Raw genomic sequence first — 15,908 nt, 5'->3', positions numbered from 1 at the left:
AAATGAATTGACGAGGTCAATAATCATCCTATACAATAGTAAATGAAAGTGATTCTCATTATCATTTAATTTTCACTTAAAGATAATACAAAGAACCGTATTGTATGAACAAGGTCTTTCAGCGCAAACCAATAACGAGGGAGGAACATCTTATGAATGAAAATTTTATAATACTAGAAATGTTTCAGCATGAAGTAAGCTGTTGCTGTCCAGGACAAAAGCATAAACATATGATTGAGTTCCATCCAAGTGATGTATGGACGATAATAGATGAGCAAAAGTACGATGATTCTCTTGGATGGCATTTTTTGGTGACTGTTAATGGAGAGTTTCAATTTCTTATTCAAGTGGATGATATTGAAGAGCTTAGTAACGAAGGCAGAATTTGCTCCCTAATGGATTTAGAGTTAAAAATGATGCATTTGAATTTTAAAGTGAATGAATCACTCGATCAACATGATGAGGAGGCATTTACTTTGTTTGCAAATGAACTAAGCAATGTGCAGAAGATCATGGAAAATGGATATTCCTCTTTAGGTATATAAGCTTAACCAATCCATGCATAGTTTCTATGCATTATCTTTTTTTATATATTGTTACATATTATTACCGGAACATGAAAGAGAATGTATTGTTAATGTAAATTAGCATATCCAATATTTGCTAATAATAATTACCTCCGTTATGGCAATCATAATTTTTGGAGGTGAAGAACAATGGCAAACAACAATAACAATAACGTTCCGAATGCAGCTCAAACAAATGCAGAAGAAGTTAGAAAGCAAAATGCTCAAGCAAATCAAAAAGCGCAACAAAATGGACAAGGTGCTTCACAAAACAAGTTTGAATTTGGATCAGAATTTGGGGTATCCTCAGAACGTCAAACAAATGCCCAAGAAGTGAGACAACAAAATGCTCAAGCAAATCAAAAAGCAGGACAAGCTGGATCCCAAAACATGTCTAGCGAATTTGGATCAGAATTTGGCGTATCAAAAGAACGTCAAACAAATGCCCAAGAAGTGAGACAACAAAATGCCCAAGCAAATCAAAAAGCAGGACAAGCTGGATCTCAAAACATGTCTAGCGAATTTGGATCGGAATTTGGCGTATCAAAAGAGCGTCAAACAAATGCCCAAGAAGTGAAACAACAAAATGCTCAAGCTAACAGTAAAGCACAACAAAACGCAAATAATTTTAAGAAATAATATATAACTAAAATTTTGATGGGAGCTTAAACACTCCCGTCATTTTTTATTGGTTTAAAAATACCTGGTTTACAAAAAAAGCTCAAAAAGTTGTAACAAAAAATAACAATGCAAGATTCTAAAAATTTGTGCTAAAATAAAATATCAGTCTACTTAAAGTTAAAATAAGTACATATTATTTTAATGGGGAAATTGAATTTTGTATTTCTTTCTAAAGGGAGAAAACTATGGGGGATAGTATGATGAAGAATTTATTAGCTAAATGGAATCAAATGAGTTTAGTAAAAAGGATTGTTATCGGTATTATTGTCGGTGTTATCTTAGCTTTAGCCGTACCAACTGGCGCAAGCTGGATTTCTATTTTTGGCTCTTTGTTTGTCGGAGCATTAAAAGCAGTTGCGCCGATATTAGTATTATTTATAGTAATGCATGCAATCGCTGTACATAAGAATGGTAAAAAGACGAATATGAAATCAATTCTTGGCCTTTATGCTATTAGTACATTACTTGCCGGAGCAGTGGCTGTAGTAGCAAGTTTTCTATTCCCAGTTACACTAACACTTACAGCAGGAGTAGAAGAACTAACTCCCCCTGAAGGTATTGCTGAAGTTATTGAGACCTTACTATTTAATCTTGTTGCTAATCCAATTGATGCAGTAGTAAATGCTAACTATTTAGGGATATTAATGTGGGCGATTGTTCTTGGCTTTGCACTAAAAAATGCAAATCAACATACAAAAGATATGTTAGGTAATTTTTCGGATGCTATCACTAAAATAGTACAATGGGTGATCAATTTAGCACCACTTGGTATTATGGGGCTTGTATTTGATGCAATTGTAACAAGTGGTCTTTCGGCTTTAGCTGATTATGGTAGATTACTATTAATATTAGTTGGGTGTATGGTGTTTATCGCACTTGTAGTGAATCCACTAATTGTGTATATCTATACGAGAAAAAATCCTTATCCAATTGTTCTAATGGTTTTAAGAGAAAGTGGTATAACGGCGTTCTTTACACGTAGTTCCGCAGCAAATATTCCAGTAAATATGAAATTATGTGAAAAACTTGGCTTAGATGAGGATACTTATGCAGTATCAATTCCTCTAGGTGCTACTATTAACATGGCTGGAGCAGCAGTAACTATTGCTGTTCTAACTCTAGCAACTGTAAATACATTAGGTGTTGAAGTCGATTTTGTGACTGCACTTATGCTTGTTGTCGTTGCAGCTGTCTCTGCATCAGGTGCATCAGGTGTTGCGGGGGGATCGCTGCTACTTATCCCATTAGCATGTAATCTCTTTGGCATTTCTAATGATATTGCTATGCAAGTAGTTGGGGTTGGGTTTATCATTGGTGTTATACAAGATTCCTGCGAAACTGCTTTGAATTCTTCATCTGACGTACTGTTCACAGCTACAGCTCAGCATGCGAAAGAGCGCAGAGAAGGTAAAAATAAAGTAGTTAGTGTGAATTCTTAAAACGATATAATTAAATTTTAAAAGCCACGATTACCGAGAAGAATAATTCGGTAGTCGTGGCTTTTTAATATTAATACATTTATTTTACTTCTTTAAATCCTTGACTTTCTAATATTTCAAGAGACTTTTTCATACTAACGCCTTTATCTTTAGGATCTTCGGTAAACTCCATCCCCGGCAAGCTCTTTATGTCATCATATTCTGCAACCTCATAATCTATAGCTAAGGTTTCAATAGCTTTCGTATCCTCATATTCTAGGTTATGTGTTATTCCATCAATGTCTTGAAATTGTTCCACAAGGGGAGCAAAAAGCTTTTGTGCTTCTTCTTTGGAAGGAATACCCGCTAAGTCATATTGGATAATGTTTTCAGTTGATTGTTTGGTAACTTTATCTCCTTTAGTTGTGTATACCATCTTGGTAATAACACCATTTTGTTCTAATTCAAATGTTCTAGTAGACTCACTTCCACATGCCGTTAAAAATAGAGCTAAAACCATAATAATTATAAATCCAGTTAATTTTTTCATTGTTACACTCCTCATGTATGTATATTTTTTTAGTATAAAATTACAAATTCCATTATTCACCATAATATGATGACAAAAAAAAAGCAGAACTAATTTTTTAAATAGCATTTCTAGAAAAATGAAGATGATATAAATAATAATGTTTTATTTCCCTGCAGTTAACATCTCCTTTTTTCTTAGTTTCTCTTAAATTGGTTTTAATACCCTTCTATTCACCTAAACTTTTTTTAGTTTATAAGAAAAAATACCCTATAAATAGGTATGTTAAACTTTTTTTGTCGTATTTTTGTAAAAAATAAAAAAAGCTTGAAATTGTTATTCTACGCCTTTTTTCGAGACGACATAAATAATTTCTTGAGAGGTGAATTCTAATGATTGCGTATATAGTGTTACAAAATAGTGAACGCTTACATAAAATATACTTTTACTTTCTCCACATGTAAACATTGTATTTGGACATCGGGGATTATGAAGGTATACTTAATAAGTAAGTGAGAAGGTTGTCAGACGTTCAACCTTATAAGAATACATCTTTGTGGAGGCATACAATGAATTATATAATCTCAATCGTGGGTTTAATTGTTGTTCTGGGACTTGCTTGGATTGCAAGTAGCAATCGTAAAGAAATTAAAGTCAGACCAATTATCCAGATGCTTATTTTGCAATTAATTTTGTCCTTTTTATTACTGAATACTAAGTTTGGGTTAATTATTATCGAGGGGATTGCAGCCGTATTTACAAAATTACTAGATTTTGCGAATGAAGGAATCAGCTTTGTATTTGGTGGCATTGCGAATGAAGGACAAGCTCCTTTCTTCTTAAATGTTTTACTTCCAATCGTCTTCATATCAGCGCTAATTGGTATTCTACAGTATATTAAAGTTCTTCCTTTCATTATGAAGTGGTTGGGCTGGGGAATAAGTAAAGTAAACGGACTGGGTAAATTAGAGTCATACAATGGGGTAGCATCTGCTATTGTTGGCCAATCGGAAGTATTTATCACGGTGAAAAAGCAGCTTGGACAATTATCGTCTCAACGTCTTTATACACTCTGTGCATCAGCGATGTCTACTGTATCGATGTCTATTGTTGGGGCTTATATGACAATGGTGGAACCGAGATATGTCGTGACGGCTATCGTGGTTAATCTATTTGGTGGATTCATCATTGCATCTATTATTAATCCATACAATGTCACTGAAGAAGAAGATATACTCGTTGTTCAAGAAGAAAAACAGAGCTTCTTTGAAATGTTGGGCGAATATATTATGGATGGATTTAAGGTTGCGATCGTAGTAGCGGCGATGTTAATCGGATTCGTTGCACTTATGGCAGGAGTAAATACCTTATTTGATATGGTATTAGGAATTTCATTCCAAGAAATTATTGGATATATCTTTGCTCCATTTGCAATTTTAATGGGTATTCCTGTATCAGAGTCAGTAACAGCTGGTGGTATTATGGCTACCAAACTAGTTACAAACGAATTTGTAGCGATGCTTTCATTAAATGATTTAGCATCAAATCTAAGTGAACGATCAATCGGAATTATTTCCGTGTTCCTTGTTTCGTTTGCAAACTTCTCTTCTATTGGGATTATTTCTGGTGCTGTAAAAGGTCTTCATGAAAAACAAGGGAATGTTGTAGCACGTATGGGCTTGAAACTGTTATACGGAGCAACATTAGTAAGTGTATTAACAGCGATTATTGTAAGTTTTATCTTATAAATAAAAATTTCATACAAGATTTCAAAGAAATTAGTCTTATAAAGAATGAGCAAAAAACCTCCTAAGCAATTATGATTAGGAGGTTTTTTGTATTAATTATTAGTCAATTTGACTAATATACTTGTCATTCTGACGTGTTTTTGTTACGCTATTATGAAGAAAGGGGATTCCTTATGAAAACTCGAATGAGGGAACTAAGGGCACGTGATGGGTTGAACCAAACACAACTTGCAAAGCTTACTAAAGTTTCCAGACAAACAATTAGTTTAATAGAACGAGAAGAACTAATACCATCTTTATTAATTGCTGCTCGACTTGCACGTGTGTTCAATGAACCAGTGGAAAGTATATTTCTAATCGAGGAGGATGAATTATAATGAAAACAGTGATACAAGTACTGCTTTGTGCAGTAACAGGGGTTGTTGTCGCTATACTTATACTAAATAATGTCACCATAGATCTTATGGAGTATGCCGAAACTATAGTGATAACTTTAATCGGTATCATTATTATATTGTTAGGTGTTAGCTTAAAATTATATTGGGAAGTAAAAAAATTGTATAACACGGATGCTAAATGGGATGAAGAAGATGAAGTAGATTTATTGATCTATAAAAAATTTGCAGATTACTCATTTCTAGTGCAGTCTAGTATAGTACTTTCCCTGTTGGTCATGTGTACAACAATAATTACATTACAGAGTATAGTTTTAACAATCATTGCCATCGCTACTATGATTGTAAGTTATTTGTTCACAATATTCATGACCAACTTAATCCAATTAGTATACCCAGAACGAAATATCCCCAAATTATCTGATTCCAAGTATGCAGAAAAACTGTTAGAAATTTCGGATGAAGGTGAAAAACATGTTATGTTAATTGGGTTTTATAAATCCTATAATTTACTGAATGTTGGTCTACTCATTGGTATTGTGCTATCTACTTTCTATTCCATTTCGACAGATCAATCTCAACTATTCTCTATTATTATAATGAGTTTAGTATTAATCATTGTAAATGGGAAGTATTGTTTTTCCATTCGAAATAAATGATTTTAATGTTTAATTCCCTTTAGGAAAAAAGTTTATAATTCCTTCAAAAGAATTACAGCTAGGCAATAAAAAAAGCACTACCTCCAAGGAGATAATGCTTTTTTACTAAAGAATTCTTTGTTCCTAAAGAACTCCTGCGGGTTTGGCACCCATTAATGTCGACTAAAATAATAATCGATAGTATCGATGTCAAACTTATTTCTTACTAGAAGATTAGTATAGCACATAAGTATATTAAAAACAACATTTTATTGAAATGTTGTACAAGGAGCCTATAAGTGATGGTATAATAACTCATTGAGGTAGATTTAGGATTCATGAATCTTGTTGAACAGAAGGTTGACGATGCTTCTTCTTATACTTAAATAATATCGCAATCGGAGGTGTCAATATGAATAAAAAATGGACGATAGATGAAATAAGAAATTATGTTAGTAAAAATTCAGAAAGTACATTACTTTCAAAAGAATACGTAGGTTACTCACAAAAACTACTATTCAAATGTTCATGTGGAACGAACTTTGAAAAAACATTTACAAAGTTTAAAGCGAGTAATCAAAAAAAATGCTCTAATTGTCAAGAAGCTAGACCTTCGCGATAAGATAATGAGGATTTTATAATAACAGATAAACAGATCATAGCTGGTTGCTATGATCTGTTTATTTTCGTTATAATAACTTTATTCTACAGAGGTGTCCTCATTGGCCATCTGTTTAACGCGTTGTTTTCTAGACTTTCTAAAATATAATAATTCATATATACATGGTATTACTATTAATGTAAGCAGGGTAGCCATAGCCAACCCACCAATAACAACAATAGCAAGACTTTGTGATACTAGGCTTCCCGTTTCAGCTTTTTTCAGTAATAGAGGAAGCATTGCACAAATGGTTGCAATGGCTGTCATGAAGATTGGTCTCATTCTCGTAGCGGCTGCCTCTACAAGCGCATCCCGTATAATCATTTTCTGCTCGTTTTGTTTCACGCGATCTAACAGTACGATCGCATTGGTTACAACGATACCTATAAGCATTAACGCACCAAGAAGGGCAGTAATATCTAAGGAAATACGACTGATAAGAATTCCTAAAATAGCGCCTATTGCAGCTAAAGGTAGTGAGCAAAGAATGGCAATAGGAGCTTTGATAGACTTGAAAGTAATGACCATTATTAGGAACACAATCCCTATGGAAACAAGCATGATTAGGAATAAATCTGTAAAATCTTCCGCTTGTTGACTACTTGAACCACCTATTAATACCTCAACATTTTCAGGGATATCCATACCTGTATTGTCCTGGTCTCCGAATATTGCTAAATTAACTGCTGTTGCAATTTCGGAAAGCTTGGAAGGATCAACAGATGCGGTTACTCGAAGGTAGGCATCCCCGTCTTTATGAATCTGGTTGGTAGAGCGTTCCTCACTTTGTAAAGTCGCAACGGAAGAGACTGGGGCTATTCCTTCATGGGTCATAACAGGAATATCTTTTAGCTCATCGGGTGTTACGGTATCCAGAAGAGGTTCCAGAATTACAGATTTTTGCTTGTCATTTATACTAACTGTTCCTATCGGTGTTTTGTTTAATAGTACTGCTAACTGGGATGCAATTTGTTCTGTATTGCCTTTAGAAGGATCAACTATTAGGGAGTGAACAGTTTTCTTTTCATCTTGGTTAGTCGTAACTTCCTCTACACCCTCTAATCTATCTACCTTCTCTATAATTTCGGTTGCTACCTTCTCTAATTCAAGTATACTTTCTCCGATAATATCAATTGTTATATTTGGACTAGCTCCACCCATCATAAATGAAGCAGTGCTTACTTCAAACTTTGCATCTGAATATTGTTTTTTTTGAATTTCCATTTCTTTCACTAGAAAGTCAGTGTTCTTTTTATCCTCTAGAAAGATGCTGAAAGTTGCTTCTGTGGAAGAACCGACCCACCCATAATGAGCTGCTTCAGGAGGAGAACCAATTTGAGTAAATATGTGTTGAACCTCTTCCTTTGCAAGAATAGAGGATTCCAGTTCAAAGGTTTTTTCCTTCACTGTTTCCATTGGTGTATCAATTGGGTAAGCCAGTGTGACGATTACATAGTCAGCAGAAGAACTATCCACAGCCCCTTTAGGAATGGCGAAGTAAGCTCCAATAGACCCAACGAAGAGAAGGAGAGAAACCGAAAACACGATCCATTTATGGTTTAAAGACCAAGTAACCAATTTAGGGAAACGGACTGCGGGCTTATGCTCAGGAATCTTAGCGTTCTTCAATAATCCCGCACTCATCAGAGGGACAACTGTCAATGCAACGATTAAAGAGGCGAGTAATGAATAGGTTACGGTTAAAGCAAATGGTAAAAGGAATTCTTGAAGTACACCATTTAACAAACTCATTGGCAGGAAAACCGCTACTGTTGTTAATGTGGAAGCAGTTATTGCGACTCCTACTTGCTTAGTTGCATCAATAATCATTTGTATAGAGAATTTCTCTGATTGCATTTTGCGGAAAATATTTTCAATGACTACAATACTATCATCTACAAGTCGACCCACTGCAACAGCGACGCCACCTAGAGTTAAGATGTTTAATGTTACACCGGACCATGATAGTAAGAATAATGTAAAGCAAAGAGACAATGGAATCGATACTATTGTAATAAATGTAGAGCGTATATTTCGTAAAAAGAGCATGATTATAATCGTTGCAAAAAGTGCACCAAGAAGTACCTCTTTTATCATCGTGTGAACAGAATTCTCTACCAAGTCGGAGGAAGAAATATAAATGATAGATTCCTGTTGCTCAAACTTTTCATTTATTTCTTTTGTTACTTTTTCAATCTCCTTGCTAATCGTAACCGCGTTGGATTGACTATCTTTTGTAATACTAATATCTAAGCTATCCATCCCATTAAATCGACTAACGAAGTTTGAATCATTCGTTTCCTCAATAGTAGAGATATCTCCCAAAGCTATTTCAGGTGTAATCGGAAGAGCTTTTAATTCATCTAGACTTGTAAGATCTCCGATTACTTTAATATTGCTTGTTTTACCGTCTATTATTTTTTCGCCGATTGTGACAGAAATATTTTGACCTTGAAGAATCCCTACAATGGACTGAAGTGGAATTTGATTTTCGGATAGTTTTTCATCATCAATGACAACAGAAATGACGGAATTGGTTATCCCATATACATCTACGTTAGAGACCCCTTTTATCTCTTGATACATGGACTGTAGTTTGTTTCGTGCAAACTCCTTATTTTCTTCAGTTAAACCCTTTTCAAAGGTAACGGCAATATTAACAATTGGAATCATCGAAGTGTTAAGCTGTGAAATAATTGGCTTAGATATATAGGGAGGCAAGAATATTCCATTTAAAGCATCTTGAACATCTAACTTTGCCTGTTTCATATCATATCCTGCCTCGAAAAACAGATCTACTTTTGAAAATCCATCGCCTGTTGTTGAAAAGACAGACGTTTTGCCATTCAATCCTGTAACTGATCTCTCAATTGGGAGGGTCACCTCAGACTCCATCGTTTTAGAGTCAATTCCTTGGCTCATGGAAATAATAGTTACTTGAGGATTATCCGCTGTTGGTAGAAATTCCATAGGCAGTCTAAAATAACTTACAACCCCTATAACTAGTATTAATACAGTTAGTACTGCCACTGCCGCTTTGTTCCCGAAAGCCCATTTTGTAAATAATGACATAGTAAAGTTTCCTCCTAGGTTAATTGCCTGTGAATCAAAATAGAAAAATGCTAAAATCTAAGGCTTTAAGACAATTTATACTGATTTACCAAATGTTCTCCTTCCTAAGAATGGTTTGGTTACCAGTTAATTGTATAAAAGAGGGTAGGATTATGCATTGAACTTTGGATAGAAATTAGTCTAGGGCTTGAGCTGTAGTAAAACCTAAGTAAGTTACTTTAAAGAAAGGATAAAAAGAAGGTATGTTTGAAAACTTCCATACATAGAATAAATGATATGGAAACCGGTTTATAAGAATTTTCAAAAAACTAATTGATTTTATTTTAAATTAGATTATAATGGAAATTGAAAGCGCTTTTATATATAGAAATTTGGTTTATTTCCTATTTTTTTAACCTTTATGGAAACCGGTTTCTATAAATAAGATGATTGTAATGACAACGAAGATGCGGAGCTTGATGGGATTAAATATAAGATGGGAGGGCGGTTTGGAGTAAAGGGGTTTTATTGTATGAATACTAGTAAACTATTAAAATTCAGGGGGAAATCATAATGAAACTAAAAAAACTACTAATCGCTTCATTATCCATATTGTTTGTGTTATTCGTTGCAGCATGTTCCGATTCATCAACTGATGATTCAGGTAAAAAAGCAGATGGCAAGGAACAAGTTACACTTAACTTTTGGATGTTCGGTGCTACTGGTTATGAAGAACTTGTAAAAGAATATGAAAAACAAAATGAAAATATCAAAATTAAAATAAAAACATCAGAAACTGCTGATCATCATAATAACTTATTTACAGCTCTATCTGCTGGTAGTGGGGCACCAGATATAGCAGCACTTGAGCTTGACCAATTGGATCGTTTCCGTGATGCGCAAGATCGTTTTGTGAATTTATACGATATGGGTGCGAAGGATATTAAAGGAGAGTATTTGGACTGGAAATGGGAAATTGCTGAAAATGATAACGGAGAGTTCTTAATGGGTCTTCCAACGGATATTGGTCCAAAAGGCCTTTACTACAGATTAGATATATTCGAAGAAGCAGGATTACCTACAGATCCAGAAGAAGTTTCTGCTTTAATCGCAACTCCAAAAGATTTTAAGGATGCTGCTATAAAAATTAAAGAAAAAACTGGTAAACCAATGGTTGCTAGTATGGAAATGATGTACCGTGCGCAACTAGATGCGTTAGAGGAAAGTTATTTTGACGCAGAAGGAAATTTAATGATAGATGAAAGCGGCAATGGCGTTAAAGAAGCATATGACTTAGCGATCGATATGAATGAGCTTGGTTTAGTCGGAAATTATGCAATGTGGTCCGCTGAATGGGCAAATGGTGTGGATAATGGCGACTTTGCTGTTGAATTAGGAGCTGCTTGGTTCAAAGGGTGGATGGAATCAAATGCGCCTGATGCTGCTGGAAAATTTAGTATTGCTACATTACCGACGGAGTACAGTGGAAACTGGGGTGGTTCTTACATTTCAATTCCTAAAGAAACAAAGCATGCAGAAGAAGCATATGAATTTGTAAAATGGCTAGTTTCACCTGAAAATCAATTGAAATCATTCAAGAACAATGGTCTTTTCCCTTCTGCTCCTGCTGTATATGATATGGCTGAATTTAAAGAAGCAAGTGATGAGTATTTTGGTGGACAGTCCACACAAACAGTATTTGCTCAATCTGCACAAAAGATTGGAAAAGTATATAAAGGTAAGGATTATACAAGCGTTCACGATGAAATCCTTGCTGCTTTAGTTAACTCACAGGCTGGTGCTGATCCAGAGAAAGAATGGACGGAAGCTATCAAACGTATTACAACTAAACTAGATCGCTAAGTTCAGAAAAGTGTATAACATATTCGGCGGGTATAACCGCCGAATATACTCTGTATGTAGGTAGGGGGACGAGTGTATGGTTTCTTTAGATGAAAAACAGCAAAAAAAACGAAGGAAAGGTTTTTCATCCCAAGATATGAAAGAGATGCTTTCAGGGTATTTATATATATCCCCATTCTTTATCATATTTGCGATTATTGGTCTATATCCGGCAATATTTAGTTTAATCCTCGCTTTTCAGAAATGGAACGGTATGGGGGAAATGGAGTTTGTCGGGTTAAATAACTTTCAAGTAATACTAAGTGACCCGCTATTTTGGAAATCTGTATATAATACTGTCATCCTTGGACTGATGGGCACTGCTCCTCAGCTCGTAATTGGATTGATACTAGCATTTTTATTGAACCTATCTTATTTACGATTTAAAGCCTTTTTCAGGGTCACAATATTCATGCCATATATCACTTCTATGGTAGCAGTTGCTTTAGTATTTAGTGTGTTTTTTAGTAATAATGAAACAGCGTTAGTGAATTATATTATTGGATTATTTGGTTTTGATCCAGTGAGCTGGAAGACCTCTGAATGGGGTGCGAAAATTGCAATTTCTACGATGGTATTTTGGCGCTGGCTTGGATACAACACCATTATTTACTTAGCAGGGATGCAAAGTATTCCGAACGAGTTGTATGAAGCATCTAAAATAGACGGCGCTAGCATCTTCCAACAACTTCGATATATTACGATTCCGTTATTAAAACCATTTATAATATTGACTGTCTTCTTTTCGACAGTTGGAGCGATGCAATTGTTTACGGAGCCAACAGTGTTTTTAGGTAACACAGCATTTTCAAGGGATGAAGCAATGACAGTTGTTATGTATTTATATAGAGATGCCTTTAAGTTATCTTCCTTCGGGACAGCATCTGCAGCTGCTATTGTTCTGTTGTTATTCATCGTAGTTGCATCTGCAATTAATATGTTACTGACAAAAAGGCTTGGAAGGGATAGGAGGGAAACATAGATGAAAGGTGATGTTGGTACTAAAAAGTGGGGCATTGGGCGTATAGGAATGTACTTGTTTTTAACGGTAATATCGCTCTTTTCGTTATTCCCTTTTTACTGGATGTTTGTTATGTCAACGAGACATAGCTCTGCATATAATTCGATACCTCCAGCAATGGTTCCAGGTGATCAGTTAAAGGAAAATTTCCAAAAAGTATTAGATATGATTCCATTTTTCCAGTCGATGTTCAATACATTAATCGTTTGTCTTACGGTAACGATTGTCGTGTTACTGATAAGTTCACTAGCTGGTTTTGCATTTTCTAAGCTGAAATTTCCGGGGAAAAATATTCTATTCTTCGCTATATTGTTCACTATCATCATTCCGCCGCAACTTGGATTAATACCACAGTATTTGTTAGTGGCCAAAGCAGGATTATTGGATAATTTATTTGCAGCGATGGTATTATTTTTCCTAAATCCATTAGGGATATTTCTAATGAGACAATATGTCAGCGAATCGGTACCAGATGAATTGATCGAAGCAGCAAGATTAGATGGTTGTTCGATTTTCAGAATATACCGTAGTATTGTATTACCTATCATTTTACCTGCTTTTGCAACACTTGGAATTATTGTGTTCACCTCGGTTTGGGGAGAGTTCTTATGGCAGTTTACGGTGCTTCGAGACCCTGAATCCTATACAATTCAAGTTGCTTTAGCATCATTAAACACTCAATTTAAAGTAGATTTCGGTATGTTGTTATCTGGCGTATTTTGGGCTACAATACCACTTTTAATAGTGTTCTTGTTATTCAATAAACTATTTATATCTAGTATTGCCGAGGGATCGGTTAAATAATTGCGGTCAGCACATGGAATATGAGGGATGTAAAATGACGACTTTAACTATACGTGATATTGCTCAGATGTCGGGTGTCTCTAGGGGTACCGTCTCTAAAGTGATTAACAACTACGATGGTGTAAGTGAACTAACAAAGCGTAAAGTATTAGAGGTTATTGATAAAACTGGCTATCAACCTACTTTTTCTGCACGATCACTTGCAACGAAAAAATCCAGCCTGATCGGACTGATCTATGCAGGGAAGATAAATGTAGAGTTTAACCATCCTTTTTTCAATGAGGTAATTTCATCTTTTCAAAAAACACTTGGTGCGATGGGCTATGATATTATCATTTTTTCCAATGAAATGTTCGATAAGGACAGTGTAGATTATCTTGCAAGGTCGCGGCATTATCGTTTAGATGGCTGTTTGATAATTGCGGGGGAAGAAGTAGAGGAAGCCGTTTCAGAGTTAGATAAAAGTGATATACCTTGTCTAGGGATAGACCTTGAGTTGACTGGGGAAAATTCTAGTTACGTCATGACAGATAACTTTAAAGTATCACAGCTTGCAGTGGAATACTTATATTTGAACTCTATTAGAGATGTTGGTTATATTGCAGGGAAGGACAGCTCTGATATATCGAATCAGCGATTAGAAGGATTTTTACAGACAATGAGTCAATTTGGGATGACAGCGCAACCACAATGGATTAAACACGGAAACTTTTTTGAATCTAGTGGATACGAAGCAATGGAAATAATACTTCAAGGTGAATCTTTGCCAAAAGCAATTATTGCCGCATCCGATATGATGGCTCTAGGTGCAATGAGAGCGATTAAAGACTATGGACTTCGAATTCCTCAGGATATTCAAGTGCTAGGTTGTGATGATGTAGAGGCTTGTCGTTATATGGAGCCTGCTCTTACTACTATTAAGCAGGATAAACAGAAAATTGGTAGATTGGCAGCGATAAAGTTAAACGATTTGATAAATGGAGTAACAGGTTTAAGGCCGTCACTCGTAGATCCAGAACTAGTAATCAGGAATTCTTCGGGTACCGTAGAAGAAGTAACGAAAAAACGATAAATGAAGGGTGGGCAATAAATGGCAATTATACAGTTTCCAAAAGACTTTAAATGGGGAGCAGCAACAGCTTCTTATCAAATTGAAGGTGCAACAAACGAAGATGGTAGAGGGGTGTCGATATGGGATACCTTTTCTAAAACTCCGGGGAAGGTACATAATGGAGACACAGGAGACGTAGCGTGCGATAGTTACCACCGGTATGAAGAGGACGTAGAGCTACTACATGATTTGGGAGCAGATGTGTATCGCTTTTCTGTTGCTTGGTCAAGGATTTTCCCTAATGGTACGGGAGAAGTTAACCAAAAAGGAGTCGACTATTACCATAAATTAGTAGACTCGTTGTTAGAAAAAGGCATTGAACCAATGTGTACTTTGTATCATTGGGATCTACCACAAGCCTTACAGGACAAGGGTGGTTGGGATAACCGCGAAACAATCGAAGCTTTCGTTCAATATGCCGATTTCATGTTTAAGGAATTTGATGGCAAGATAAAAAAATGGATTACGGTTAACGAACCTTGGTGTTCCTCGTTCCTGTCGAACTATATTGGAGAGCATGCACCAGGGAATCAGAACCTCCAACTAGCGACGGATATAGCGCATCATTTATTGGTTGCTCATGGCCGTGCGGTGAAACAATTTAGAGACAGCAATATAGAAGGTGAAATTGGTTATGCTCCAAATGTTACTTGGTTTGAACCATATAGCACGAAACAACAAGATATTGAAGCGTGCAATCGAGGTAACGCTTGGAATTTAGAGTGGTTTTTTGATCCTGTATTTAAAGGAAGCTATCCTTCCTTCATGGTGGATTGGTTTAAAGAAAAAGGAGCTACTCCTACCATTTTAGATGGCGATCTCGAAATTATTTCACAACCAATCGATTTTCTAGGGATAAACTATTACACGGGTAATGTAGGGCGTTATAAAGAGAATGAAGGGTTATTTGATTTAGAAAATATAGATATGGGATATGACAAAACAGATATAGACTGGTTTATCTATCCGGAGGGTTTTTATAAAGTTCTGGTCAAAATCAAAGACCTTTACGGCAATGTTCCGATATATATTACCGAAAATGGCGCATGTTACAATGAGGAGCCTGAAAACGGGGAAGTCGCCGATCATAAACGAATTGACTACTTAAAGACTCATTTAACGGCATTGAAGCGAAGTATGGATTCTGGTGTAAATGTAAAAGGATTCTTATATTGGTCGCTAATGGATAACTTTGAATGGGCTTTAGGGTATAGTATGCGCTTTGGCATTGTGCATGTGAATTATGAAACTTTAGAAAGAACCAAAAAAGATAGTTACCACTGGTTCGGTGAAACGATTCAGAACGGTGAATTTACATTGTAATCTAAATAGAGAGGTGAGCGCTAAGCTACTTAGTGTTCGCTTCTTTTTTGATGCTGATCT

The 15,908-nt window shown here is 35.6% G+C and carries 14 protein-coding genes; 12 read left to right on the top strand and 2 right to left on the bottom strand.

The window, feature by feature from the left end:
• Positions 1–152: 152 nt before the first annotated feature.
• From MHI47_RS14050 to sstT, 3 genes are all read left to right on the top strand, one after another.
• Positions 153–545 carry a hypothetical protein gene (locus MHI47_RS14050; protein WP_340831206.1) on the top strand — a complete coding sequence of 131 codons (393 nt, stop codon included), beginning with the start codon at positions 153–155 and terminating at the stop codon, positions 543–545.
• A gap of 171 nt (positions 546–716) precedes the next feature.
• Positions 717–1,205 (top strand): gamma-type small acid-soluble spore protein, encoded by a 489-nt coding sequence (locus MHI47_RS14045; RefSeq protein WP_340831205.1) that lies wholly within the window; start codon positions 717–719, stop codon positions 1,203–1,205.
• Positions 1,206–1,447: 242 nt separating this feature from the next.
• A complete protein-coding gene (gene sstT / locus MHI47_RS14040; protein WP_340832066.1) occupies positions 1,448–2,686 on the top strand; it encodes a serine/threonine transporter SstT in 1,239 nt (412 codons plus the stop codon).
• Between the two features lie 79 nt (positions 2,687–2,765).
• On the opposite strand, the gene MHI47_RS14035 is transcribed toward sstT, so the two are convergent.
• Entirely contained in the window at positions 2,766–3,215 is a 450-nt protein-coding gene (locus MHI47_RS14035; protein WP_340831204.1) for a YehR family lipoprotein, read from the bottom strand.
• Between the two features lie 548 nt (positions 3,216–3,763).
• On the opposite strand from MHI47_RS14035, the gene MHI47_RS14030 reads away from it, so the two are divergent.
• The 4 genes from MHI47_RS14030 to MHI47_RS14015 all read left to right on the top strand — a co-directional run bounded on the left by MHI47_RS14030 (position 3,764) and on the right by MHI47_RS14015 (position 6,597).
• Positions 3,764–4,942 (top strand): NupC/NupG family nucleoside CNT transporter, encoded by a 1,179-nt coding sequence (locus tag MHI47_RS14030; protein ID WP_093537713.1) that lies wholly within the window; start codon positions 3,764–3,766, stop codon positions 4,940–4,942.
• A 173-nt stretch (positions 4,943–5,115) separates the two neighbouring features.
• Positions 5,116–5,319, top strand: a complete 204-nt coding sequence (locus tag MHI47_RS14025; RefSeq protein ID WP_340769830.1) for a helix-turn-helix transcriptional regulator — start codon at positions 5,116–5,118, stop codon at positions 5,317–5,319.
• Positions 5,319–5,996 (top strand): DUF3169 family protein, encoded by a 678-nt coding sequence (locus tag MHI47_RS14020; RefSeq protein ID WP_340831203.1) that lies wholly within the window; start codon positions 5,319–5,321, stop codon positions 5,994–5,996. The genes MHI47_RS14025 and MHI47_RS14020 overlap by 1 nt, the downstream gene beginning before the upstream one ends.
• A gap of 391 nt (positions 5,997–6,387) precedes the next feature.
• Positions 6,388–6,597, top strand: coding sequence for a hypothetical protein (locus MHI47_RS14015; RefSeq protein ID WP_093537716.1), 210 nt, complete (start codon positions 6,388–6,390; stop codon positions 6,595–6,597).
• A gap of 78 nt (positions 6,598–6,675) precedes the next feature.
• On the opposite strand, the gene MHI47_RS14010 is transcribed toward MHI47_RS14015, so the two are convergent.
• Complete coding sequence (locus MHI47_RS14010) at positions 6,676–9,708, bottom strand: efflux RND transporter permease subunit (protein ID WP_340831202.1); 3,033 nt, start codon at positions 9,706–9,708, stop codon at positions 6,676–6,678.
• A 552-nt stretch (positions 9,709–10,260) separates the two neighbouring features.
• Between MHI47_RS14010 and MHI47_RS14005 the strand changes: the two genes are divergently transcribed.
• From MHI47_RS14005 to MHI47_RS13985, 5 genes are all read left to right on the top strand, one after another.
• Complete coding sequence (locus MHI47_RS14005) at positions 10,261–11,550, top strand: ABC transporter substrate-binding protein (RefSeq protein WP_340831201.1); 1,290 nt, start codon at positions 10,261–10,263, stop codon at positions 11,548–11,550.
• Between the two features lie 76 nt (positions 11,551–11,626).
• Positions 11,627–12,571 carry a carbohydrate ABC transporter permease gene (locus MHI47_RS14000; RefSeq protein WP_093537719.1) on the top strand — a complete coding sequence of 315 codons (945 nt, stop codon included), beginning with the start codon at positions 11,627–11,629 and terminating at the stop codon, positions 12,569–12,571.
• Positions 12,572–13,414, top strand: a complete 843-nt coding sequence (locus MHI47_RS13995; RefSeq protein ID WP_093537720.1) for a carbohydrate ABC transporter permease — start codon at positions 12,572–12,574, stop codon at positions 13,412–13,414.
• Positions 13,415–13,448: 34 nt separating this feature from the next.
• A complete protein-coding gene (locus tag MHI47_RS13990; RefSeq protein WP_340763110.1) occupies positions 13,449–14,486 on the top strand; it encodes a LacI family DNA-binding transcriptional regulator in 1,038 nt (345 codons plus the stop codon).
• 18 nt (positions 14,487–14,504) lie between these two features.
• Positions 14,505–15,848 (top strand): GH1 family beta-glucosidase, encoded by a 1,344-nt coding sequence (locus MHI47_RS13985; protein ID WP_340831200.1) that lies wholly within the window; start codon positions 14,505–14,507, stop codon positions 15,846–15,848.
• Positions 15,849–15,908 lie beyond the last annotated feature (60 nt).

The organism is Psychrobacillus sp. FSL H8-0487 (assembly GCF_038008385.1).
Classification (GTDB): Bacteria; Bacillota; Bacilli; order Bacillales_A; family Planococcaceae; genus Psychrobacillus; species Psychrobacillus psychrotolerans.
Note: the sequence above shows the minus strand (reverse complement) of the source record. Positions and strands in the feature narration are given on the sequence as shown.